The 24,018-nt window shown below is 70.5% G+C and carries 19 protein-coding genes and 2 tRNA genes; 18 read left to right on the top strand and 3 right to left on the bottom strand.

Annotation, left to right across the window (positions count from 1 at the left end; all coding sequences use genetic code 11):
• The first annotated feature begins 13 nt into the window (after nt 1-13).
• Nucleotides 14-1,168, top strand: coding sequence for a PP2C family protein-serine/threonine phosphatase (locus ACW69E_RS00720; protein ID WP_457496203.1), 1,155 nt, complete (start codon nt 14-16; stop codon nt 1,166-1,168).
• Between the two features lie 22 nt (nt 1,169-1,190).
• Nucleotides 1,191-1,919: an endonuclease V gene (locus tag ACW69E_RS00715; RefSeq protein ID WP_457496393.1), complete on the top strand. Its 729-nt coding sequence runs from the start codon at nt 1,191-1,193 to the stop codon at nt 1,917-1,919.
• A gap of 16 nt (nt 1,920-1,935) precedes the next feature.
• On the opposite strand, the gene ACW69E_RS00710 is transcribed toward ACW69E_RS00715, so the two are convergent.
• A complete protein-coding gene (locus ACW69E_RS00710) occupies nt 1,936-3,177 on the bottom strand; it encodes an acyltransferase family protein (protein ID WP_457496202.1) in 1,242 nt (413 codons plus the stop codon).
• Nucleotides 3,178-3,679: 502 nt separating this feature from the next.
• Between ACW69E_RS00710 and ACW69E_RS00705 the strand changes: the two genes are divergently transcribed.
• Nucleotides 3,680-3,874, top strand: coding sequence for a hypothetical protein (locus ACW69E_RS00705; RefSeq protein WP_093654442.1), 195 nt, complete (start codon nt 3,680-3,682; stop codon nt 3,872-3,874).
• A gap of 82 nt (nt 3,875-3,956) precedes the next feature.
• On the opposite strand, the gene ACW69E_RS00700 is transcribed toward ACW69E_RS00705, so the two are convergent.
• A tRNA-Gly gene (locus tag ACW69E_RS00700) sits at nt 3,957-4,027 on the bottom strand.
• Nucleotides 4,028-4,141: 114 nt separating this feature from the next.
• On the opposite strand from ACW69E_RS00700, the gene ACW69E_RS00695 reads away from it, so the two are divergent.
• From ACW69E_RS00695 to clpX, 5 genes are all read left to right on the top strand, one after another.
• Nucleotides 4,142-4,218, top strand: a tRNA-Pro gene (locus ACW69E_RS00695).
• A gap of 98 nt (nt 4,219-4,316) precedes the next feature.
• The gene (tig, locus tag ACW69E_RS00690) at nt 4,317-5,726 is read left to right on the top strand and encodes a trigger factor (protein WP_457496201.1); all 1,410 of its coding nucleotides are present in this window, start codon (nt 4,317-4,319) and stop codon (nt 5,724-5,726) included.
• A 253-nt stretch (nt 5,727-5,979) separates the two neighbouring features.
• Nucleotides 5,980-6,582: an ATP-dependent Clp protease proteolytic subunit gene (locus tag ACW69E_RS00685; protein WP_177213868.1), complete on the top strand. Its 603-nt coding sequence runs from the start codon at nt 5,980-5,982 to the stop codon at nt 6,580-6,582.
• A gap of 64 nt (nt 6,583-6,646) precedes the next feature.
• Nucleotides 6,647-7,333, top strand: coding sequence for an ATP-dependent Clp protease proteolytic subunit (locus ACW69E_RS00680; protein ID WP_457496200.1), 687 nt, complete (start codon nt 6,647-6,649; stop codon nt 7,331-7,333).
• Between the two features lie 179 nt (nt 7,334-7,512).
• Nucleotides 7,513-8,808, top strand: a complete 1,296-nt coding sequence (gene clpX / locus ACW69E_RS00675) for an ATP-dependent Clp protease ATP-binding subunit ClpX (protein WP_457496199.1) — start codon at nt 7,513-7,515, stop codon at nt 8,806-8,808.
• Between the two features lie 102 nt (nt 8,809-8,910).
• Here the strand turns inward: clpX and ACW69E_RS00670 are convergent, their stop codons facing one another.
• A complete protein-coding gene (locus ACW69E_RS00670) occupies nt 8,911-9,849 on the bottom strand; it encodes a hypothetical protein (RefSeq protein ID WP_457496198.1) in 939 nt (312 codons plus the stop codon).
• A 132-nt stretch (nt 9,850-9,981) separates the two neighbouring features.
• On the opposite strand from ACW69E_RS00670, the gene ACW69E_RS00665 reads away from it, so the two are divergent.
• From ACW69E_RS00665 to ACW69E_RS00620, 10 genes are all read left to right on the top strand, one after another.
• Complete coding sequence (locus ACW69E_RS00665; RefSeq protein WP_457496197.1) at nt 9,982-12,630, top strand: valine--tRNA ligase; 2,649 nt, start codon at nt 9,982-9,984, stop codon at nt 12,628-12,630.
• A gap of 102 nt (nt 12,631-12,732) precedes the next feature.
• Complete coding sequence (gene folC, locus ACW69E_RS00660) at nt 12,733-14,292, top strand: bifunctional tetrahydrofolate synthase/dihydrofolate synthase (protein WP_457496196.1); 1,560 nt, start codon at nt 12,733-12,735, stop codon at nt 14,290-14,292.
• A 4-nt stretch (nt 14,293-14,296) separates the two neighbouring features.
• Nucleotides 14,297-14,638 (top strand): DUF4233 domain-containing protein, encoded by a 342-nt coding sequence (locus tag ACW69E_RS00655; protein WP_457496195.1) that lies wholly within the window; start codon nt 14,297-14,299, stop codon nt 14,636-14,638.
• A gap of 121 nt (nt 14,639-14,759) precedes the next feature.
• Entirely contained in the window at nt 14,760-15,173 is a 414-nt protein-coding gene (gene ndk, locus ACW69E_RS00650) for a nucleoside-diphosphate kinase (protein WP_457496194.1), read from the top strand.
• A 284-nt stretch (nt 15,174-15,457) separates the two neighbouring features.
• A complete protein-coding gene (locus ACW69E_RS00645) occupies nt 15,458-16,477 on the top strand; it encodes a rod shape-determining protein (RefSeq protein ID WP_457496193.1) in 1,020 nt (339 codons plus the stop codon).
• Between the two features lie 129 nt (nt 16,478-16,606).
• Nucleotides 16,607-17,614, top strand: a complete 1,008-nt coding sequence (mreC, locus tag ACW69E_RS00640; RefSeq protein WP_457496192.1) for a rod shape-determining protein MreC — start codon at nt 16,607-16,609, stop codon at nt 17,612-17,614.
• Between the two features lie 9 nt (nt 17,615-17,623).
• The gene (gene mreD, locus ACW69E_RS00635) at nt 17,624-18,313 is read left to right on the top strand and encodes a rod shape-determining protein MreD (RefSeq protein WP_457496191.1); all 690 of its coding nucleotides are present in this window, start codon (nt 17,624-17,626) and stop codon (nt 18,311-18,313) included.
• Nucleotides 18,314-18,377: 64 nt separating this feature from the next.
• Nucleotides 18,378-20,492, top strand: a complete 2,115-nt coding sequence (gene mrdA / locus ACW69E_RS00630; RefSeq protein ID WP_457496190.1) for a penicillin-binding protein 2 — start codon at nt 18,378-18,380, stop codon at nt 20,490-20,492.
• On the top strand, nt 20,489-21,682 hold the full coding sequence (rodA, locus tag ACW69E_RS00625) for a rod shape-determining protein RodA (protein WP_457496189.1): 1,194 nt from the start codon (nt 20,489-20,491) through the stop codon (nt 21,680-21,682). Before mrdA ends, rodA begins: the two co-directional genes overlap by 4 nt.
• Before the next feature lie 157 nt (nt 21,683-21,839).
• Nucleotides 21,840-23,768, top strand: coding sequence for a TIGR03960 family B12-binding radical SAM protein (locus tag ACW69E_RS00620; protein WP_457496188.1), 1,929 nt, complete (start codon nt 21,840-21,842; stop codon nt 23,766-23,768).
• The last annotated feature ends 250 nt before the right edge of the window (nt 23,769-24,018 follow it).

Here is a 24,018-nt window from a genome sequence, read left to right as displayed (position 1 = left end):
TAAGGTCCCTGACATGGCAGGTCGCACGGGCAAGACCCCTCCCGCGCCCCGGTTGTACCAGGCCCGCAAGGCCGTCCACCGGGCCCGCACCGTCCTGCGCCGCTCCGCCGTCGACTACTTCCGCGGCGAGGGGTCCGACTGGATCGCCTTCGCCGCCCTGCTCGCCACCGTCCCCGCCCTCGCCTACGCCACCGCCGCCGAGCCGCTGTGGTTCGCGCCCGAGGCCCTGGTGCTGCCGGTCATCGCGGGCGGCCTGCTGCTGCGTCCGGCCAGCCTGCTGGTCCTGTACGCCGCCGCGGCCGGCGCCCTGGTCGTGGAGGCCACCGTGCTCGGCCCGTACACGGCCGGGCCCGGCCGCGTCACACCGGGGACGGTCCTGGTGGTGGGCGCGGTCGGGCTCTCCGGGCTGCTGATCGCCCAGTTCCGCAGCCGGGTCGGCGTCCCCTGGCGGCGCGGCAACACCATGCTGTTCGACCTGCGCGAACGCATCCGCGTCCAGAGCAAGCTGCCGAAGCTGCCCGCGGGCTGGCACCGGGAGATGGCGCTGCGCCCGGCGGGCGGGCAGTCCTTCTCCGGCGACTTCGTCGTCGCCACCCTCACCGGACCCGACCGCCGCACCCTGGAGGCCGTCCTCACCGACGTCTCCGGCAAGGGCATGGACGCGGGCTCCCGCGCGCTGCTGCTGTCCGGCGCCTTCGGCGGGCTGCTGGGCTCCCTGCCCCCGCACGCCTTTCTCCCGGCCGCCAACGACTACCTGCTGCGCCAGGACTGGCAGGAGGGCTTCGCGACCTCCGTCCACCTCGTCCTCGACCTCGACAGCGGCGACTACGAGCTGTTCTCCGCGGGTCACGTGCCGGCCCTCCAGCTCAACGCGGGCAGCGGCCGCTGGGAGGAGAAGAACGGGGAGGGGCCGCTCCTGGGCGTCTACGACGGCGCCCGGTTCGACCCGGTCAAGGGCAGCCTGCGCCCCGGTGACGTTCTGATGCTCTTCACCGACGGTCTGGTGGAGACCGCCGAGAGGGAGCTGAGCGAGGGCATCGACCGGCTGACGGGGGAGGCCGACCGCTATGTCGTCGCCGGCTTCGAGGGGGCGGCCTGGCATCTGATCGAGGCCGTCGCCCGCGACGTCAACGACGACCGGGCCCTGCTGCTGATCCGCCGTGACTGACGGCGCGGCGGGCGCGGTCGGCATGGCCGGCGCGCCCCGGTGGCCGGCCACCGAGGCGGAGGCGGTGGCCGAGCAGGAGCGGATCCGGGCCGCGGCCGATCCGGTGGGCCCGGGACCGGCGCCGGGGCAGGCGCGCCGGATCGCCGGGGTCGACGTCACCTACGACGGGGGCAGCGACCTGCTGGTCGCGGCGGCCGTGGTGCTGGACGCGGAGAGCCTGGAGGTCCTGGAGGAGGCCGTCCACACCGGCCGTAGCAGCTTCCCCTACATTCCCGGCCTGCTCGCCTTCCGCGAGCTGCCGCCGGTGCTGGCCGCGCTGGAGAAGCTCGGCACACCACCCGATCTGGTGGTCTGCGACGGCTACGGCTACGCGCACCCCCGGCGGGCCGGGCTGGCGGTGCACCTGGGTGTGCTGACCGGGCTGCCGTGCTTCGGGGTCGCCAAGTCACCCTTCGTCTTCGACCACACCGAGCCGGGGCCGCGGCGGGGCGACACCTCGCCGCTGCTGGACCGGAGATCCACCCCGGCCGAGACCGTGGGCCGCGCGCTGCGCACCCGGCCCGGCGTCAGGCCGGTCTTCGTCTCCGCCGGGCACGGGATCGGACTGGACCACGCCTGCGCCCACACCCTGCGCCTCACCCCGCGTCACCGGCTGCCGGAGACGACGCGCGGCGCCGACGGACTCAGCCGCAGGGTCCTGAGGGAGATCCGGCAGGGCCTGCGGGAGCCGTACGGCGCCGCGGAGCGGTGAGATCCCGGGCGGACGGTCAGCGGGGGTCGGACGTCCCGGCCGCCTGAGGGGCCGTACCGGAGGGCACCGCCGTCCCGTTCGGGTCGGCGGACCCGGCGGACCCGGCCGGTGCGGCGGAGCGCCGCCGGGCCGTCTCGGCGGCGTCGTGCCTGAAGATCCAGTCCATCCTGGGCTCCATCGCGAACCGGAACGTCCGCCGCACCGGCGAGCTGCACAGCAGCGCCGCCAGGGCCGCGGCGCCGATCGTCAGCGCGACGATGCCGGCCGGAGTGGTGATCCAGGGGAACTCGTCGTACCACCCGAAGATCCGCGAGGCCTGCACCAGGAAGCCGTGCAGCAGGTAGGCGTACAGCGTCCCCGCGCCCAGCGCGGTGAACCACGTGTGGCGCCGGGGGACCCAGGCGAAGAAGCAGACGGACAGCACCAGTGAGCAGGCGAACATCGCCAGGTTCATGGCGATGCCGATCCACCAGGGCACGCCGAGTTCCTGACCGCTGCTGTTGTGGTAGAACCACTCGAAGTTCATCCGGGGCCCCGACCAGTAGGCGAAGACCAGTGCCGCGGCGGCCACGGGGAGGCTCAGCAGCCGCGTCCCGCGCCGCCGCACGCGCTCGAAGTGCTCGGGGCGCAGGCAGAGGCCGAGGACGAAGAACGGCAGGAGCTGCAGCACCCGCTGGAGGTCCAGGTCGTTGCCGATGTCGGGCGACACGGAGGCCAGCAGGGCGATGCCCAGGGCCACCGGCAGAGGCCGGCGCAGCGCCTTCCAGACGGGCGTCGTCAGCCGCCACACGAACAGCGCGATCAGGAACCAGGTCAGGTACCAGGGGTCGAGCAGGCTTATGGGGTGCTCCGGGGAGTCCGCCGCCCGCTTGAACAGGCTGTAGGCGGTCTCGAAGATCAGGTACGGCACCAGTACGCCGGTCACCAGCCGCCGCACCCGGCTCGGGCGCATGTCGAAGCCGCGGGAGAAGTAGCCGGAGACGATGATGAAGGCCGGCATGTGGAAGGCGTACACGAAGTTGTAGGCCGCCAGCACCGCCCGCGAGTCGTCGATCACCGGCCGCCAGGCGTGTCCCACCACGACCAGCGCGATCGCCAGGAACTTGGCGTTGTCGAAGAAGGCGTCCCGCTGCTTGCCTCCTCCCGCTCCGTCTCCAGGTCCGGGCCGGACGGTCTCCGGTGCGGACGGCGCGGACGGTGTGGCCGCGTCGGGCCTGGCGGGAGGGAGCGGGGAGCGCTCATGGCCGACTTGGAACATCTGCCGCACCCTAGTGGGAACCCATCCGGAGGTAAATCCGAGGGGGTCTCCCCACTCCCGGAACGGGGAATTGTGACCGGCGCCTCCCGGACGGACCGCGATCGGCGACCTCTCTCGAGATGTGTCCGTTAAGTTCCATTCGCTCGCCCTTTCATTCCGTTTATGCCGGACTTGTCCCCGGGGTGTGCGCCGCTCTCTGCCCCGGAAGTGTTTCTCCGTCCGGCGCGGCCCGCGGCGCCGCCCAATTCCCGTGGTGAAGTTATTGGGAATGTTCTCGGAAGATCCGATCCGAAACACCGGTGCCCGCCGGCGCCCGCCCGGCCGGTGCCGGTGGGGCGCTCCGGCGGACCGGCGCGCTGACACGCCCGGGGCCCGCCGATCCTCCACCTGCCTCCACTGAAACGGCAGTTGGTGGCACGATGGTCACGCCGGGGGCGCGGTGGAGGGTCCCCGGGCCGGCGTTGCCGGCGCAGAGGCGTTGCGACCGAGGGTGTGATCAGTTGTGGCCATTTCACTGTCTGTGGTGCTGCTCTTGGCGATCATCATGGTCGTTCTCATGCGCAGTGGCTCGCTGAAGGCGGGGCCCGCGCTCGTCGCGATCCTCTTCGGCTTCTTCCTGGCTTCCACGGGCATCGCCCCGTCGATCAACCGCTTCCTCGACTCGCTCGCCGAGTCGATCAACCAGATCACTTTCTGAGCCGTGCGCCGGAAAACGGGCGCGGAAACCGGAAACGGAGAACGGCCCGGTCCTCGTCGAGGACCGGGCCGTTCTCCGTCTGAGCGGGCGACGGGAATCGAACCCGCGTAGCCAGTTTGGAAGACTGGGGCTCTACCATTGAGCTACGCCCGCAGCGCCGCCGTCGTTCACAGCGGCAGGCAGATCATACAGACTGCGACCGGCCGAGCGTGAACCGTGTGCGGCACGCTCCGCATCGTACGGCATGTACTCTACGTGTCGCACGGACGGGGTGTGGCGCAGCTTGGTAGCGCGTCCGCTTTGGGAGCGGAAGGCCGTCGGTTCGAATCCGGCCACCCCGACCACGTACTATGAAAGACGCGCCTGTCTGTGTCGTGTCCGCGTGCGGGGCGCCCCACAAGAAGTACGAAGTCCCAGCAGTCAGCCCCCAAGGAGACCGACCGTGAAGAGCGCCGTGGAGAACCTGAACCCCACCCGGGTTCGGCTCACTGTCGAGGTGCCCTTCGAGGAGCTCAAGCCCAGCCTCGACGCGGCGTACAAGAAGATCAACCAGCAGGTCACCGTGCCCGGCTTCCGCAAGGGCAAGGTCCCCGCCCGGGTGATCGACCAGCGGTTCGGCCGGGGCGCGGTCCTGGAGGAGGCCGTCAACGACGCGCTCCCCAAGCTCTACCAGGACGCCGTCGAGGAGGGTGAGCTGAGCCCGCTCGGCCAGCCCGAGGTCGACATCACCGAGCTCAAGGACAACGAGCTCCTCGCGTTCACCGCCGAGGTGGACGTCCGCCCCTCCATCGAGATCCCTGACTACTCCGGCATCGAGGTCACCGTCGACGCCGTCGAGGTCACCGACGAGGACGTGGACAAGTCGGTCGAGCAGCTCCGCGAGCGCTTCGCCTCCACCACCGTCGTCGAGCGCGCCGCCGCCGAGGGCGACGTCGTCAAGATCGACCTGGAGGCCAGCGTCGACGGCGAGGTCCTGGAGGACGGCGTCGCCAAGGGCATCGACTACACCATCGGCTCCGGTGAGCTGCTGGACGGCATCGACGAGGCCGTCACCGGCCTGGAGGCCGGCGGTTCCGCGACCTTCACCTCCGAGCTCAAGGGCGGCTCCGCCGCGGGCCGCGAGGCCGAGGTCAAGGTGGACGTCACCTCCGTCTCCGCCCGCGAACTGCCCGAGCTGGACGACGACTTCGCCCAGATGGCCAGTGAGTTCGACACCTTCGAGGAGCTGCGGGCCGACAGCCGCAAGCGCCTGGAGCGGATGAAGAGGTACGACCAGGCCACCCAGGCCCAGGAGAAGGTGCTCGACGCGCTGATCTCCCTGGTCGAGGTCCCGGTCCCGGAGAAGCTCCTCCAGGACGAGATCAACACCCGCAAGCACAACCTGGTCAACCACCAGCTCTCGCAGCTCGGCATGGACCTCGCGACCTACCTGAAGATGCAGGAGAAGTCCGAGGAGGAGTTCGAGAACGAGCTCAAGGAGCAGGCGGAGAAGGGCATCCGGACCCAGTTCATCCTCGACGAGCTGGTCAACAAGGAGAAGCTGAACGTCAACCAGGAGGAGCTCACCGAGCACCTCATGCGGCGTGCCCAGTCCTCCGGCATGAGCCCCGACCAGTTCGCCCAGGCCGTCGTCGAGGGCGGCCAGGTGCCGATGCTCGTCGGCGAGGTCGCCCGCGGCAAGGCCCTCGCGGTCGTCGTCGAGGCCGCCAAGGTCACCGACACCAACGGCGAGACCGTCTCCATGGAGGACGAGGAGGACGAGACGGAGTCCGGCGAGGCCGCCGACGCCTCCGCCGGTGACGCCTCCTCCGCCGAGTCCGCCGGGCAGAGCGGCGAGAAGTCCGAGGGCTGAGCGGAGGGGCCACGCCCCACGACCGGCCGAACGGGCCCGCGCGCGACACCGCGTGCGGGCCCGTTCGCGTACGGCGGAACACGCCGATTCCACCTGCGGGAACGCTCCCTGCGCTAACAGCGAACAGTTCTCGGACCGGGATGGCGCAGTCGGACCCGCGCGTTAGGGTCCAAGTACAGACGAAGACCCCAGAGACGGCCCTGCGGCAGACGCGGCCGTCCGTATACGAGCAGGTGGACACGTGACGCTTCCGATGCCTTCCGCCGCCACCGAGCCGACCATCGGTGGCCTCGGCGACCAGGTCTACAACCGGCTGCTCAACGAGCGGATCATCTTCCTCGGCCAGCCGGTCGACGACGACATCGCCAACAAGATCACCGCTCAGCTGCTCCTCCTGGCCGCTGACCCGGACAAGGACATCTACCTCTACATCAACAGCCCGGGCGGCTCGATCACGGCCGGCATGGCGATCTACGACACCATGCAGTACATCAAGAACGACGTGGTGACCATCGCCATGGGCCTGGCCGCCTCCATGGGCCAGTTCCTGCTGAGCGCCGGCACCCCCGGCAAGCGCTTCGCCCTGCCGAACGCGGAGATCCTCATCCACCAGCCCTCCGCCGGCCTGGCGGGCTCGGCCTCGGACATCAAGATCCACGCCGAGCAGCTCCTGCGCACCAAGAAGAAGATGACGAGGCTGTCCGCGCTGCACACCGGCCAGAGCGAGGAGCAGTGGACCCGCGACGCCGACCGCGACCGCTGGTTCACCGCCCAGGAGGCCAAGGAGTACGGCCTGATCGACGAGGTCTACGGCTCCGCCACGCAGCTTCCGGGCGGCGGCGGTACGGGCGCCTGAGCGCCTGACGTCCCGCAGCTCGACACCGCAGCCAGTCCATCTCTCCAGAACGGTGTACAGCCACATGAACAGTCAGCACAGCTTCCCCGGGGCCGGGATCCACGACCGCCTCGAGGCCCGCTACACCGGGCCGTCGGCCGAGTCCCGCTACGTCGTTCCGCGTTTCGTGGAGCGCACCTCGCAGGGCGTGCGGGAGTACGACCCGTACGCCAAGCTCTTCGAGGAGCGCGTGATCTTCCTCGGCGTGCAGATCGACGACGCCTCCGCCAACGACGTCATGGCGCAGCTGCTGTGCCTGGAGTCGATGGACCCCGACCGCGACATCTCGGTCTACATCAACAGCCCCGGCGGCTCCTTCACGGCGCTGACGGCCATCTACGACACGATGCAGTTCGTCAAGCCGGACATCCAGACCGTCTGCATGGGCCAGGCGGCCTCCGCCGCGGCCGTGCTGCTCGCCGCCGGCACCCCCGGCAAGCGGATGGCGCTGCCCAACGCGCGGATCCTGATCCACCAGCCCTACAGCGAGACCGGCCGCGGCCAGGTCTCCGACCTGGAGATCGCCGCCAACGAGGTGCAGCGGATGCGCACCCAGCTGGAGGAGATGCTCGCCAAGCACTCCAGCAAGCCGATCGAGCAGATCAGCCAGGACATCGAGCGCGACAAGATCCTCACCGCCGAGGAGTCGCTGGAGTACGGCCTGATCGACCAGATCATCTCCACCCGCAAGACCTCGGTGGGGCTGGGCTGAGCCCGCGGATTCTCCCGAACATTTCCGCCCCCCTCGGGTCGAGTCGGTCCGAGGGGGCCCATTCAGGGGGCCGGGCAAGGTACCGTCATAGGGGGTCCGGGGGCCGCCCCCGCCAAGGCCCAGAGCAAGCACCCGGGTTCGCGGAACTCGACGGATCCCAGGCGAAGGAGAAGCACCTCGTGGCACGCATCGGTGACGGCGGCGATCTGCTCAAGTGCTCGTTCTGCGGCAAGAGCCAGAAGCAGGTGAAGAAGCTCATCGCGGGGCCGGGCGTCTACATCTGTGACGAGTGCATCGACCTCTGCAACGAGATCATCGAGGAAGAGCTCGCCGACACCTCCGAGATGCGCTGGGACGAACTGCCCAAGCCGCGTGAGATCTACGAGTTCCTCGAGGGGTACGTCGTCGGCCAGGAGGCCGCCAAGAAGGCCCTCTCCGTCGCCGTCTACAACCACTACAAGCGGGTGCAGGCCGGGGAGAACGGCGGTCCGCAGGGCCGTGACGACGGGATCGAGCTGGCCAAGTCCAACATCCTCCTGCTGGGCCCCACCGGTTCCGGCAAGACGCTGCTGGCGCAGACCCTCGCCCGGATGCTGAACGTCCCCTTCGCCATCGCCGACGCCACCGCCCTGACCGAGGCCGGCTACGTGGGCGAGGACGTCGAGAACATCCTGCTGAAGCTGATCCAGGCCGCCGACTACGACGTGAAGAAGGCCGAGACCGGGATCATCTACATCGACGAGATCGACAAGGTCGCCCGCAAGAGCGAGAACCCGTCGATCACCCGCGACGTCTCCGGCGAGGGCGTGCAGCAGGCGCTGCTGAAGATCCTGGAGGGCACCACCGCCTCCGTGCCGCCGCAGGGCGGGCGCAAACACCCCCACCAGGAGTTCATCCAGATCGACACCACGAACGTGCTGTTCATCGTGGGCGGCGCCTTCGCCGGGCTGGAGAAGATCATCGAGTCCCGGGCAGGAGCCAAGGGCATCGGCTTCGGCGCCACGATCCGCTCCAAGCGCGAGATCGAGGCCAGCAACCAGTTCGAGGACGTCATGCCCGAGGACCTGGTCAAGTTCGGCATGATCCCGGAGTTCATCGGCCGTCTGCCGGTCATCACCTCCGTCCACAACCTCGACCGCGAGGCCCTGCTGAAGATCCTGGTCGAGCCGCGCAACGCGCTGGTCAAGCAGTACCAGCGGCTCTTCGAGCTCGACGGCGTTGAGCTGGACTTCGACCTCCCGGCGCTGGAGGCCATCGCCGACCAGGCGATCCTGCGCGGGACCGGGGCGCGCGGTCTGCGCGCGATCATGGAGGAGGTCCTGATGTCGGTGATGTACGAGGTGCCCTCGCGCAAGGACGTGGCGCGTGTGGTGATCACCGAGGACGTCGTCCACTCCAACGTCAACCCCACCCTGGTGCCCCGCTCCCGCGGCGAGCGCGACCAGGGGCAGGGGCCGCGCGAGAAGAGCGCCTGAGCGGCGCACCGCGCGACAGGCGATACGCGCGTACATGGCTGGGGCCGTCCGGATTCCGGGCGGCCCCAGTCGCGTGGTGTGCGCGGTGTTCGGCGCCCGAGGTCACCCGACTTCGACGCGCGCCTCCCTGTACAGCTCCGCCGCGATCTCGGCGTTCCCGTCGACGGACTGGCCCTCTTTGCCGGCGATGGCCGCCGCGATGTCCACCTGGGAGACCACGGCGAGGGTGCTGTAGTCGGCCCAGATGCAGACGGGGGCGGTCGTGCGCCGGGTGTCCGGCCCGAGGGAGGACTCCTTCCCGGCGAACTCGATCTTCTGGCACTTCATCACGGCGGTCTCCATCCCTTCGGGAGTCCTCTCCTCCGGGTCGCCCACCAGCTCGGCCCCTTCGTCCTCCTCCCGGGATCCGAGTTCCAGTTTCCTGAACATCGAGTCGACGGCCGCCTCGGGATCCTTCACCTCGCCCCACAGAGCGCTGAAGCTCAGCATCTTCCCTCTGCTGGGGTTGTCGCCGCTGTGGTACTCGGCGACGACCTCTTCGGTGTCGGAGACACCGACCCTCTCCAGGTCCCTCATGTCTCCTGAGTCGAAGCCGTCCGAGGTGGAGGTGGGGCTCTTCCTGTACTCCCCGGCGACCGTCTCCGGCGGGACGATCTTGTACCGCTTGCCGTCGTCGGGGAGGCCGCCGCCGTCGGAGAAGACGAGGTAGCCGCCCACCGCCAGGCCGGCGACCGCGAGGATGGCCACCAGGGCGCCGATCACCTTGCCCTTGCCGCCGCCGGGCGGCGGCGGGGGCATGTAGCCGCCGGGCTGCTGCGGGTAACCGGGCTGTCCCCAGCCCTGCTGCTGGGGGTGGGGGAAGCCCGGCTGAGGCTGACCGGCCTGACCGGGCTGCTGCGGGTAGCCGTATCCCGGCTGCCCCTGCGGGGGCATGCCCGGCTGCTGCGGGTATCCGTACCCCGGCTGAGGGCCGCCGCCGTACGGCGGCGGGGGCTGCTGGCCGTACGGACCGGGCTGTGGCGGTGGCTGGTTGTGACTCACGCTGGGGCTCCCCCTTGGTCGGACACGTTCATCAATGAGCGGTCCCATCCTGGCGGACCCCGGCGCTCCCCCGTCACCCGGACCCCCAAACCGGTTCGAGACCGCCGCACGGCCGCCCGTACACTGGCCGTCGTGACCGAGAACACTCAGCAGAGCCCGACCCCCGCGGGGGCGGAGCCGTCGAACAGCGCCCATGCCGACCTGCCGACCCAGTACGTCCCGGCCGAGGTGGAGGAGAAGCTGTACGAGCGCTGGGTAGAGCGCGGTTACTTCGAGGCGGACGCGGGGAGCGACAAGCCGCCGTACACGATCGTCATCCCGCCGCCCAACGTCACCGGCAGCCTGCACCTGGGCCACGCCTTCGAGCACACGCTGATCGACGCCCTCACCCGCCGCAAGCGGATGCAGGGCCACGAGACGCTGTGGCAGCCCGGCATGGACCACGCCGGCATCGCCACCCAGAACGTCGTCGAGCGCGAGCTGGCCAAGGAGGACAAGTCCCGCCACGACCTGGGCCGCGAGGCGTTCGTGGAGCGGGTGTGGCAGTGGAAGTCGGAGTCCGGCGGCCAGATCTCCGGCCAGATGCGGCGGCTGGGCGACGGCGTCGCCTGGTCGCGTGAGCGCTTCACGATGGACGAGGGGCTCTCCCGCGCCGTCCAGACGATCTTCAAGCGGCTCTACGACGACGAGCTGATCTACCGCGCCGAGCGGATCATCAACTGGTGCCCGCGCTGTCTGACGGCCATCTCCGACATCGAGGTGGAGTACGCCGACCAGGACGGCGAGCTGGTCTCGATCCGCTACGGCGAGGGCGACAGCTCCATCGTCGTGGCCACCACCCGCGCCGAGACGATGCTCGGCGACACCGCCGTGGCCGTCCACCCCGACGACGAGCGCTACACCCACCTCGTCGGCACCGAGATCGAGCTGCCGCTCACCGGCCGGCGCATCCCGGTCGTCGCCGACGAGCACGTGGACCCCGAGTTCGGCACCGGCGCCGTCAAGGTCACCCCGGCGCACGACCCGAACGACTTCGAGATCGGCCGCCGCCACGACCTGCCGGGCATCACGGTCATGGACGAGCACGCCGTCATCACCGCCCACGGGCCGTTCCAGGGCCTGGACCGGCTGGAGGCGCGTTCGGCGGTCGTCGGCGCGCTGCGCGCCGAGGGGCGCATCGTCGCCGAGAAGCGCCCCTACGTCCACTCCGTCGGCCACTGCTCGCGCTGCAAGACGACCATCGAGCCGCGGCTGTCGATGCAGTGGTGGGTGAAGGTCGGCCCGCTGGCGAAGGCCGCCGGCGACGCGGTGCGCGACGGCCGGGTCGCCATCCACCCCAAGGAGATGGAGTCCCGCTACTTCGGCTGGGTCGACAACCTCCACGACTGGTGCATCTCCCGCCAGCTGTGGTGGGGACACCGCATCCCGGTCTGGTACGGCCCGAACGGCGAGACCGTCTGCGTCGGCCCGGACGAGGAGCCCCCGAGCGGCGAGGGCTGGTACCAGGACAGCGATGTGCTGGACACCTGGTTCTCCTCCGGCCTGTGGCCGTTCTCCACCCTCGGATGGCCGGAGAAGACCGAGAGCCTGGAGAAGTTCTATCCGAACTCCGTCCTGGTCACCGGCTACGACATCCTCTTCTTCTGGGTCGCCCGGATGATGATGTTCGGCCTGTACGCGATGGACGGCACCCCGCCGTTCCACCAGATCGTGCTGCACGGCATGGTCCGCGACCAGTTCGGCAAGAAGATGTCGAAGTCCTTCGGCAACGCGGTCAACCCGCTGGACTGGATGGACACCTACGGCTCCGACGCGCTGCGTTTCACCCTCGCGCGCGGCGCCAACCCCGGTGTCGACGTCCCCATCGGCGAGGACTGGGTCCAGGCGTCCCGCAACTTCGCCAACAAGGTCTGGAACGCCACCCGCTTCGCGCTGATGAACGGCGCCACGGTCGAGGGCGATCTGCCCGAGCCCGGGGAGTTGTCGGCGACCGACCGCTGGATCCTCTCCCGGCTGAACACGGTCGTGGCCGAGGTGGACGCGTACTACGACGACTACCAGTTCGCCAAGCTCTCCGACCTCCTCTACCACTTCGCGTGGGACGAGGTCTTCGACTGGTACGTCGAGCTGTCCAAGACCACCTTCGCCGCGGGCGGCGACGCGGCCCGCGCCTCCGCCCGCGTCCTGGGCGAGGTCCTGGACACCACGCTGCGGCTGCTCCACCCGGTGATGCCGTTCGTCACCGAGACGCTGTGGACGACGCTGACGGGCGGGGAGTCCGTGGTGATCGCCGACTGGCCCTCCGACTCCGGCTTCCGCGACGCGGACGCCGAGCAGGAGATCGCCACGCTCCAGCAGGTGATCACCGAGGTCCGCCGTTTCCGCGCCGACCAGGGCCTCCAGCCCGGCCAGCGCGTCCCGGCCCGTCTCACCCTGGAGGGCACCGATCTCGCCGTCCACGAGGCGGCCATCCGCTCCCTGCTGCGCCTGCAGCCGGCCGGCGAGGACTTCCGGGCCACCGCGTCCCTGCCGGTGGCGGGCGCGAAGGTGGAGCTGGACCTGTCCGGAGCGATCGACTTCGCGGCCGAGCGCAAGCGTCTGGCCAAGGATCTGGCGGCGGCCGAGAAGGAACTGGCGCAGACCACGGCCAAGCTCGGCAACGAGGGCTTCCTGGCCAAGGCCCCCGACCACGTGGTCGCCAAGATCCGCACCCGCAGGGAGCAGGCCGAGGCGGACATCGCCCGGATCTCCGCCCAGCTGGAGGCGCTGCCACAGGCCTAGGAGCCCCCGCGGGCGGGTAGGACGACAAGTACGACGAGAGAGCGGTGGCCGCCGCGCCCGGCCCGGGCGCGGCGGCCACCGCCGTCTCCGTACACTGAAACGGTGAGTGAGCAGCCCCCGCACGACCCGCACGAAGGCCCCGGCGACGCCTCCGGTCAGGAGGGGGAGCACGGCGATCCCCTGGAGCGGTTCGACGAGATCATCGACGCCGAGACCGACCGCGACCCCGATCTCGCCGTGATCGAGGCCGGCAGCCGCACCCTGCGCACCCAGGCCGGTCCGGCCGGAGGCGGCGAGCTGCCGACCCGGCCCGAGGACCCGGAGCTGGACCGGGCGCTGCGGGCGGTGGAGACCGAGCTGGTGGGGCGGTGGCCCGAGACGAGGCTGGAGCCGTCCCTGACGCGGATCGCCGCGCTGATGGACGTGCTCGGCGAGCCGCAGCGCTCCTACCCGTCCATCCACATCACCGGCACCAACGGCAAGACCACCACCGCCCGGATGATCGAGGCCCTGCTGGGCGCCTTCGACCTGCGCACCGGCCGCTACAGCAGCCCGCACGTCCAGGCCATGACCGAGCGGATCAGCCTGGACGGCGCGCCGATCTCCGCCGAGCGGTTCATCGAGACCTACGAGGACCTGCGGCCGTACGTGGAGATGGTGGACGCCGCCCAGGAGCACCGGCTGTCCTTCTTCGAGGTCATGACGGGCATGGCGTACGCGGCCTTCGCCGACGCGCCGGTGGACGTGGCGGTCGTCGAGGTCGGCATGGGCGGAAGCTGGGACGCCACCAACGTGATCGACGCGTCCGTCGCCGTCGTCACCCCGATCGCCCTGGACCACACCGACCGGCTGGGGGAGACGCCCGAGGAGATCGCGGCGGAGAAGTCCGGCATCGTCAAGCGGGACGCCACCGTCGTGCTCGCCCAGCAGCCGGTCGAGGCCGCCTCGGTCGTACTGCGCAGGGCCGTGGAGATGGACGCCACCGTCGCCCGCGAGGGCCTGGAGTTCGGCGTCGCCTCCCGCGAGGTCGCCGTCGGCGGGCAACTGCTGACGCTGCGCGGCCTGGGCGGGGAGTACCCGGAGGTCTTCCTGCCGCTGCACGGCGCCCACATGGCGCACAACGCCGCCGTGGCGCTGGCGGCCGTCGAGGCGTTCTTCGGCATCGGCTCCCGGCACGCCCGCACCCTGGACATCGACGCGGTGCGCACCGCCTTCGCCGCCGTGGCCTCCCCCGGGCGGCTGGAGGTGGTGCGCCGCAGTCCCACGGTGGTGCTGGACGCCGCGCACAACCCCGCGGGCGCCCAGGCGACGGCCGCCGCGGTCACCGAGGCGTTCGGCTTCAGCCGTCTGGTCGGCGTGGTCGCCCCCAGCGCCGAGAAGGACGTCAAGGGGCTGCTGGAGGCGTTCGAGCCGGTCTTCGCCGAGGTCGTGCTGACCCGCAACTCCACCCCCCGGGCCATGGACGTGGACGAACTCGCCGCACTGGCCGTGGAGGTCTTCGGCGAGGAGCGGATCCAGGTCGAGCCCCGGCTGGACGACGCGCTGGAGGCGGCCATCACCCTGGCCGAGGAGGAGGGCGAGTACGCCGGCGCGGGCGTACTGGTCACCGGCTCGGTCCTCACCGTCGGCGAGGCCCGGCTGCTGCTCGGAAAGGACAGGTGACACGGTGCGTACGCTCTGCGCGTCCACGCTCGTCGGCGAGTTCCTCGTCATCGGCTTCGCCTCCCTGGTGGCGGTGCGGCTGGGGGAGCTGCCCGCGGGAACGGTGTGGGCCGTCGGCGGCACGGCGATGGCGCTGTGCCTGCTGCTGTGCGGGATGCTCGGCCGGCCCGGCGCGCTCCAGCTCGGCTGGGTGCTGCAGGTCGGCCTGATCGCCTCCGGTTTCGCCGTCCCGGCGATGTTCTTCCTCGGCACGCTCTTCGCCGGGCTGTGGTGGGCGTCGATCCACTTCGGCCGGTTGGTCGACGAGGCGAAGGCGCGGAGGGCCGCGGGAGCCGGTGCCGCCTGACCGGCGCCGCCTGGCCGGCGCCGCGTGACGGGTGCCGACGGGGCGCGGGCGGGCTCCCTGTAGCCTCTGAGCACTTGTGAAAGCCCGTACCTCACGCGAAAGTCCCAAGGAGCAGCCGACCATGAGCCAGCGCACCCTCGTCCTCCTCAAGCCCGACGCGGTCAGGCGGGGCCTGATCGGCGAGATCGTCGGGCGCATCGAACGCAAGGCCGGCTGGACGATCAGCGCGATGGAGCTGCGCACGCTGGACCGCGCCACCCTGGAGCGGCACTACGCCGAGCACGTCGGCCGCCCGTTCTACGAGCCGCTGCTGGAGTTCATGGCCTCCGGCCCGTCCGTCGCCATGGTCGTGGAGGGCGAGAGGGTGATCGAGGGAGTGCGCGCCCTGGCCGGCCCGACCGACCCGATCGCCGCAGCGCCCGGCTCCATCCGGGGGGATTTCGGAACGATCGTGCGTGAGAACCTTGTCCACGCCTCGGACTCCGAGGAGTCCGCCGAACGGGAGCTGAAGATCTTCTTTCCCTCCCACTCCTGACGGCACGTCATAAGTGCGAACCTCTTGACCTGGGGCGATCGATGGAATTCGATCGCCCCATGTGAATTCGCCCTCCACCGGGGGGAACGAATCACCCGGACGCGACGTCACCACATACGGGGATGAACCGCGTTCCGCCGACAATGACGGAGGAGGAACCCTCTCACCGCGTTCGAAGGAGCGCGACTACGATGGAAACTTCTCCGGGCCCCGCAGCGCACGCTGTCGTCCTCCCCTCACATCGCTCCAGTCGGAAGGCCTGACGTATCCTCATGGCGAACAACATGTCGTTCATCGGCCGTGACATGGCTGTCGACCTCGGGACCGCCAACACGCTGGTGTACGTCAGGGGTCGCGGGATCGTCCTCAACGAGCCATCGGTCGTCGCCATCAACACCAACACCGGCGGAATCCTCGCGGTCGGCGCCGAGGCGAAGAAGATGATCGGCCGCACCCCGGGCAACATCGTGGCGGTCCGCCCCCTCAAGGACGGGGTGATCGCGGACTTCGAGATCACCGAGCGGATGCTCCGCTACTTCATCCTCAAGATCCACAAGCGACGCTACCTCGCGCGTCCCCGGGTGGTCGTGTGCGTCCCCTCCGGTATCACCGGTGTCGAGCGACGCGCGGTCATCGAGGCCTCCACGCAGGCCGGTGCCCGTCAGGTGCACATCATCGAGGAGCCGATGGCGGCCGCCATCGGCTCGGGGCTGCCGGTCCACGAGGCGACGGGCAACATGGTCGTCGACATCGGCGGCGGCACCACCGAGGTGGCCGTGATCTCCCTGGGCGGGATCGTCACCGCGCAGTCCATCCGGGTGGCGGGCGACGAGCTGGACAACGCGATCATCCAGCACATCAAGAAGGAGTACAGCCTTCTGCTGGGCGAGCGCACGGCCGAGAGCATCAAGATCACGATCGGCTCGGCGCACGACCTGGAGGAGGACGAGCACACCGAGATCCGCGGCCGCGACCTGGTCAGCGGGCTGCCCAAGACCGTGGTCATCTCCGCCTCCGAGGTCCGCAAGGCCATCGAGGAGCCCGTCAACTCCATCGTGGACGCGGTCAAGACCACCCTCGACAAGTGCCCGCCCGAGCTCTCCGGCGACATCATGGACCGCGGCATCGTCCTCACCGGCGGCGGCGCCCTGCTGCGCGGCCTGGACGAGCGGCTGCGGCGCGAGACGGGCATGCCCATCCACATCGCCGAGGACCCGCTGGACTCGGTGGCGCTGGGCTCGGGCAAGTGCGTCGAGGAGTTCGAGGCGCTCCAGCAGGTACTCGACGCCCAGCCGCGGCGGTGACGCCGGGCCGGGGCGGCCCCACCGCGCCGCCGGCCCCCCGCCGGCGGCCATGAGACGGCGGGCGCCCCGGGAAACCGGATCGGCACCACGGTCAGACAAGTCCAACAAGGGAAGGCACGGCCGTCGCACGTGAGGGATACACGAGAGAGCCGGCTGCTGCTCGTTCTGCTGGTCGCCATCGCGTTCGCACTGATCACGGTGGACATCCGCGGCGGTGAGCGGTCGCCGCTGGACGGGGCGCGGCAGGTGACCGCGTCCGTCCTGGGCCCGGTGGAGAGCGGCGTCGCCACCGCCGTCGACCCCGTCGGCAACGCCATCGCGGCCGTACGGGACTCCGGCGAGCGCCACGACCGGATCAGCGTACTGGAGCAGGAGAACGCCGAACTGAAGCAGAGGCTCGCCGCCTCCGACCGGGACAACGCCCGGGTCGGGCAGCTCGACGAACTGCTGAGGACCGCGGGCGCCGGGCAGTACGGCATCAAGGCCGCCCAGGTCGTCGGGATCGGCGCCGCCCAGGGCTTCTCCTGGACCGTCACCATCGACGTCGGCCGCGCCGACGGCATCAGGCGCGACATGACCGTGATAAACGGCGACGGACTCGTCGGCCGGGTCACCACCGTCGGACCGAGCACCTCCACCGTGCTCCTGGCCAACGACCCCGACTTCACCGTCGGCACCCGGATGGAGGGCACCGGCGAACTCGGCTTCGCGGGCGGCCGCGGCGACAGCGCGCTGACCGTCCAGCTCCTCAACAGCAAGGCCAGGGTGAAGAAGGGCGACCGCCTGGTCACCTTCGGCTCCAGCAACGACCGGCCGTTCGTGCCCGGCGTGCCGGTGGGCGAGGTCATCCGGGTCGACCCGCACAGCGGCGGCCTCACCCGGACGGTGCGGGTGCGGCCGTACGTCGGTTTCACCAAGCTCGACATCGTCGGAGTCGTCGTCAAGCCGCCGCGCACCGACCCGCGCGACGCGGTCCTCCCGCCCAAGCCGAAGGACCGGCCCGCCCCGACGGTCACGGTGACCGCCGACCCCTCGGCCGCCGCCGAGCCGTCCGCCGCCGGCCCCTCGGCGAGCACCGACCCCGCCGCGGACGCCGCTCCCTCCTCGGGCGCCGCCCCCAGCCCTTCCAGGAGCTGACCGATAACGATGCACCCCAACCGGATCCTGCTCTCGACCGCGCTCGTCGTCGTCGCCCTGGTGGTCCAGGTCAGCGTGCTGGCCCGGCTCCAGCTGCCCGGCGCCGTCCCAGACCTGCTGCTGCTGACCGTCCTCGGCCTGGCGCTGGTCTACGGCCACACCGGCGGAGCCCTGGTCGGCTTCGCGGCCGGTCTGCTGGCCGACCTCGCGCCGCCCGCCGACCACGCCGTGGGCCGCTACGCCCTGGTGCTGTGCGTCGTCGGCTACGCCGCCGGCCTGACCAAGCCGGAGAACGGCCAGCACCGCTCGGCCACCGTCCCGATGTTCGTCGTGGCCGGCGCCGCGCTCTTCTCCACACTGCTCTACGCCGGCGTCGGCGCGCTGGTCGGCGACACCGCGGCCCGCCACGTGGGTCTGGGCCTGCTGCTGACCACGGCCACCGTCTACGACCTGCTGCTGGCTCCCTTCACCGTCCCGGTGGTCATGGCCCTGGCCCGCCGCACCGCGCACGACCCGCTCGCCGACACGGCCGGCAGTGCCGGCGACGGCGCCCGCACCTACGGCGGACTGCTCGGCTCCGGAGGGATCGGCGGGCTGCGCGGCCGGTCCGGACGGGCGGGCGCCGTCCGGCGCGGCGGCCTGACGGCCCGGGTCCCCAGGAGCGGAACGGGACGGATCAAGGGCGTCAAGCGGCTGTGACGGCGGCAGCGACTGTGACGGCGGCTGTGATGTCGGCGGCGACTGTGATTGCGACGGAGACGCAGTGAGCAACATTCCCGAGACCGGGCGCACCCCCCGGGTCACCATCCGGCTGGTCGCCATCCAGATCCTGGTCTTCTCCCTGATGCTCACCCTCGGCGGGCGGTTGTGGTACCTCCAGATCCGCAACGGCGAGGAGTACGCCGAGAAGGCCGCGGGCAACCATGTGCAGCAGGTCGTCCAGCCCGCCGTGCGCGGCGCCATCCTCGACGCGCGCGGTGTGCCGCTGGCCGACAACGAGACCCGGCTGGTGGTCTCCGCCAGCCGCACCGAGCTGATGAAGATGGACGACGGCGGCAAGACCGTCCTCACCCGGCTCGCCGACGTCCTGGACATGACGTACAAGGAGGTCTCCGACAAGATCCGCCTGTGCGACGCCGAGACCCCGCAGCCCTGCTGGAACGGCTCGCCCTACCAGCCGATCCCGGTGACCGACGAGGCCACCACGCAGCAGGCCCTCCAGATCCGCGAACGCCAGGAGGACTTCCCCGGCATCACCGCCGAACCCGTCGCCGTCCGCCGCTACCCGGCCCCCTACGGCGCGCAGACCTCCCAGGTCCTCGGCTACCTCTCGCCCGTCACGGACGAGGAGATCGCCCAGACCAAGGACACCGACTCCCCGCTGCTCAGCTCCGACCAGATCGGCCGCTCCGGCCTGGAGCGCCAGTACGACGCGGCGCTGCGCGGCGACGCGGGCGTGACGCGCTACAAGGTGGACAACCTCGGCCGCGTCATCGGCGAGGCCGAGAACGACAAGGGCGAGCCCGGCTCCTCCCTCGTCACCAGCATCGACGCACGCGTCCAGGCCATCGCCGAGAAGGAACTGGTCAAGGCGATGAAGGAGGCGCGCAAGCAGCACGACCGCAACACCAACCGCAACTACGAGGCGGACGCGGGCGCGGTCGTGGTGATGGAGTCGAAGACGGGCCGGATCGTGGCGATGGCCTCCGCGCCGGACTACGACCCCAACGCCTGGGTGGGCGGCATCTCCGCCAAGGACTACGCCAGGCTGACCGGCAAGAAATCCAACTACCCGCTGCTCAACCGGGCCATCCAGGGGCAGGCCGCGCCCGGCTCGATCTTCAAGGTGATCCCGACCGCCGCGGCCGTCAAGGCCGGCTACGAGTTCGACGGCCGCTACAACTGCCCCTCCTCGTACAGCATCGGCGGCCAGGTCTTCAAGAACTTCGAGTCCCAGAACCACGGCATGATCGACCTCGGCCGCGCGCTGGAGGTCTCCTGCGACACCGTCTACTACGCCCTGGCCCACCAGGAGTGGAAGAAGGACGGCGGGGCCGACCCCAAGAAGAACCCCGACGACTGGTTCTACAAGATGGCCCACGAGTTCGGCCTCGGCAAGCGCACCGGGATCGACCTGCCCAACGAGGTCACCGGCCGCGTCCCCGACCGGAGGTGGAAGCAGGAGTACTGGGAGGCCAACAAGGACGCCTGGTGCAAGTACGGCAAGAAGGACGGGGACTACGTCGAGAAGATCGCGTACGAGAACTGCCTGGAGGGCAACAAGCTGCGCGCCGGTGACAGCGTCAACTACTCCATCGGGCAGGGCGACACACTGGTGACGCCCATTCAGATGGCCACCATCTACGCGGCCCTGAGCAACGGCGGCACCGTGTACGAGCCCACCGTCGGCAAGGCCGTCGTCAGCCCCGACGGCAAGACCGTCGAGGAGATCGAGCCGAAGAAGCGCGGCAGGCTGCCGATGGACGCCAAGACCCTGCGCCAGACCGACAAGGCGCTGGAGGGCGTGGCCACCCGCGGCACCGCGGCCTGGCGCTTCGCCGACACCGGCTGGCCGCAGAAGGAGATCCCCATGCACGCCAAGACCGGTACGGCAGAGGTCCACGGCAAGCAGACCACCTCGTGGTTCGCGACCTACACCGACGAGTACACGATCGTCATGACGATCTCCCAGGGCGGCACCGGCTCCGGCGCCTCCGGCCCCGCGGTGCGCGCGATCTACGACGCGCTGTACGGCGTCGGCGAGGGCGGGAAGATCAACGGGAAGAAGGCCCTGCTGCCCAAACCGCAGAGGAAGCTTCCCCGGATCAACCCGGACGGCACCATCGAGGCCCTGCGCCAGGAGGGCTTCAAGCCGTGAGCACCCACTCCTACACCGGGCGGCCCTGGCAGGAGCGCTCCGCATGGAGCAGGCTGACGGCCCGCGACTCCGTCCTGCGCCGCCTGGACTGGACCCTGCTGCTGGCCTGCGTGGCGCTGTCCGTCATCGGCTCCCTGCTGGTGTGGTCCGCCACCCGCAACCGCACCGAGCTGAACGAGGGCGACCCCCAGCACTTCCTGTGGCGCCATCTGATCAGCCTCGCCATCGGCGTCGCGCTGTCCGTGGGCACCGTCTGGCTCGGCCACCGCAGGCTGCGCGGCGCGGTCCCGGTGCTGTACGCGCTGTCGGTGCTGCTCACACTGCTCGTGCTCACCCCGCTCGGCGCGACGATCAACGGCCAGCGCGCCTGGCTGGACCTGGGCGCCGGCCTGTCGCTCCAGCCCGCCGAGTTCGCCAAGATCACCATCATCCTGGGCATGGCGATGCTGCTCGCGGCCCAGGTGGACGCCGGCGACCGGCTCCACCCCGACCACCGCACGGTGATGCAGGCCCTCCTGCTGGCCGCCGTGCCGATCGGGGTCGTCATGCTGATGCCCGACATGGGCTCGGTGATGGTGCTGGTCGTGATCGTGCTGGGCGTGCTGCTGGCCTCCGGCGCCTCCAACCGCTGGATCATCGGCCTGCTGGCCACGGGCGGCGTCGGCGCCGTCCTGGTCTGGCAGCTCGGCGTGCTCGACGAGTACCAGATCAACCGCTTCGCGGCCTTCGCCAACCCCGCGCTCGACCCGTCCGGCGCCGGCTACAACACCAACCAGGCCCGCATCGCCATCGGCTCGGGCGGCCTCTACGGCAAGGGACTGTTCGAGGGCAGCCAGACCACCGGGCGGTTCGTCCCCGAGCAGCAGACCGACTTCGTCTTCACCGTCGCGGGCGAGGAGCTGGGCTTCCTCGGCGCGGGCCTGATCATCCTCCTGGTGGGCGTGGTGCTGTGGCGCGCCTGCCGCATCGCGATGGAGACGACCGAGCTGTACGGCACGATCGTCGCCGCCGGGATCATCGCCTGGTTCGCCTTCCAGTCCTTCGAGAACATCGGGATGACCATGGGCATCATGCCCGTGGCCGGTCTGCCGCTGCCCTTCGTCAGCTACGGCGGCACCTCGATGTTCGCGGTCTGGATCGCCATCGGGCTGCTCCAGTCGATCCGGGTGCAGCGCCCCGTCTCCGCCTGAGCCCCGGGCCCCGACCGTGCCCGCGTAACGGCCGCCCCCGGTACGCGGGCACGGGGCCCGCCCCGGCAGGCGTTACGCTGGATGGTCACTCCCGTCCGCCGAACGCGCGGACCGTCACCCGAGAACCCAGCGAACCCCAGCATCCGAGGACACACCCATGCCTGTCGAGTCGGTCTTCCCGCGCCTGGAGGCCCTCCTCCCGCACGTCCAGAAGCCGATCCAGTACGTCGGCGGAGAACTGAACTCCACCGTCAAGGACTGGGACGCCTGCGATGTCCGCTGGGCCCTGATGTACCCCGACGCCTACGAGGTCGGCCTGCCCAACCAGGGCGTCATGATCCTCTACGAGGTCCTCAACGAGCGCGAGGGCGTGCTCGCCGAGCGCACCTACAGCGTCTGGCCGGACCTGGAGAAGCTCATGCGCGAGCACCGGGTCCCGCAGTTCACCGTGGACGCCCACCGCCCGGTCGGCGCCTTCGACCTGTTCGGCGTCTCCTTCTCCACCGAGCTGGGCTACACCAACCTGCTCACCGCCCTGGACCTGGCCGGCATCCCGCTTCGGGCGAAGGACCGGGGCGTGGACCACCCGGTGGTCGTCGCCGGCGGTCACGCCGCCTTCAACCCCGAGCCGATCGCCGACTACATCGACTGCGCGGTCATCGGCGACGGCGAGCAGGCCGTACTGGAGATCACCGGGATCACCCGGGCCTGGAAGGCCGAGGGCCGCCCCGGCGGCCGCGAGGAGCTGCTGCTGCGCCTGGCGAAGACCGGCGGCGTGTACGTCCCCGGCTTCTACGACGTGGAGTACCTGCCCGACGGCCGCATCGCCCGCGTCGTACCCAATCGCTCCGGAGTGCCGTGGCGGGTGTCCAAGCACACCGTGATGGACCTCGACGAGTGGCCCTACCCCAAGCAGCCCCTGGTGCCGCTGGCCGAGACCGTCCACGAGCGGATGAGCGTGGAGATCTTCCGCGGCTGCACCCGCGGCTGCCGCTTCTGCCAGGCCGGCATGATCACCCGCCCGGTGCGCGAACGCTCCATCACCGGCATCGGCGAGATGGTGGAGAAGGGCCTGAAGAACACCGGCTTCGAGGAGGTCGGCCTGCTGTCGCTGTCCTCGGCCGACCACAGCGAGATCGGCGACGTCGCCAAGGGCCTGGCCGACCGCTACGAGGACGACAAGATCGGCCTGTCGCTGCCCTCCACCCGGGTGGACGCCTTCAACATCGACCTGGCCAACGAGCTGACCCGCAACGGCCGCCGCTCGGGCCTGACCTTCGCCCCCGAGGGCGGCAGCGAGCGCATCCGCAAGGTCATCAACAAGATGGTCTCCGAGGACGACCTGATCCGCACCGTCGCCACCGCCTACGGCAACGGCTGGCGCCAGGTGAAGCTGTACTTCATGTGCGGCCTGCCCACCGAGACCGACGACGACGTCCTCCAGATCGCCGACATGGCCGCCAAGGTCATCTCCAAGGGCCGCGAGGTCTCCGGCTCCAACGACATCCGCTGCACCGTCTCCATCGGCGGCTTCGTGCCCAAGCCCCACACCCCCTTCCAGTGGGCGCCGCAGCTGTCGGCCGAGGAGACCGACGCCCGCCTGGAGAAGCTGCGCGAGAGGATCCGAGCCGACAAGCGCTACGGCCGCTCCATCGGCTTCCGCTACCACGACGGCAAGCCCGGCATCGTCGAGGGCCTGCTCTCGCGCGGCGACCGGCGCATCGGCGACGTCATCCGCGCCGTCTACGAGGCCGGCGGCCGCTTCGACGGCTGGCGCGAGCACTTCTCCTACGACCTGTGGATGGAGTGCGCCGAGCGCGCGCTGGCCCCCCACGGCGTGGACGTCGACTGGTACACCACGCGCGAGCGCACCTACGAGGAGGTCCTGCCCTGGGACCACCTCGACTCCGGCCTGGACAAGGACTGGCTGTGGGAGGACTGGCAGGACGCCCTCGACGAGACCGAGGTCGAGGACTGCCGCTGGACGCCCTGCTTCGACTGCGGCGTGTGCCCGGCGATGGACACCTCCATCCAGATCGGCCCGACGGGCAAGAAGCTGCTCCCGCTGACGGTCGTCAACAAATAGCCGCCCGCCGCACGCGCACCGCGCCCCGCCCCCGGCCAGGGGTATCCGCTGGCCGGGGGCGGGGCGCGCTGACACACTGGCCGCATGCCACTCGTCGTGGGGTGCGGTTCCCGCACGGACGAGAGGCTTTCCCGTTCTGGAAAGCCAGGGATCTTGACCCCGCTGCCCGAAGGTCGGAAGCATCACTCGGGACACCGGCTGTCGACGTGAGGGGGAGGCTGTGGGCGCACCGCTGCGGAAGTTGTCGGGA

This window comes from Streptomyces sp. SS8 (assembly GCF_054072955.1).
This window is presented reverse-complemented; position numbering and strand designations above follow the sequence as displayed.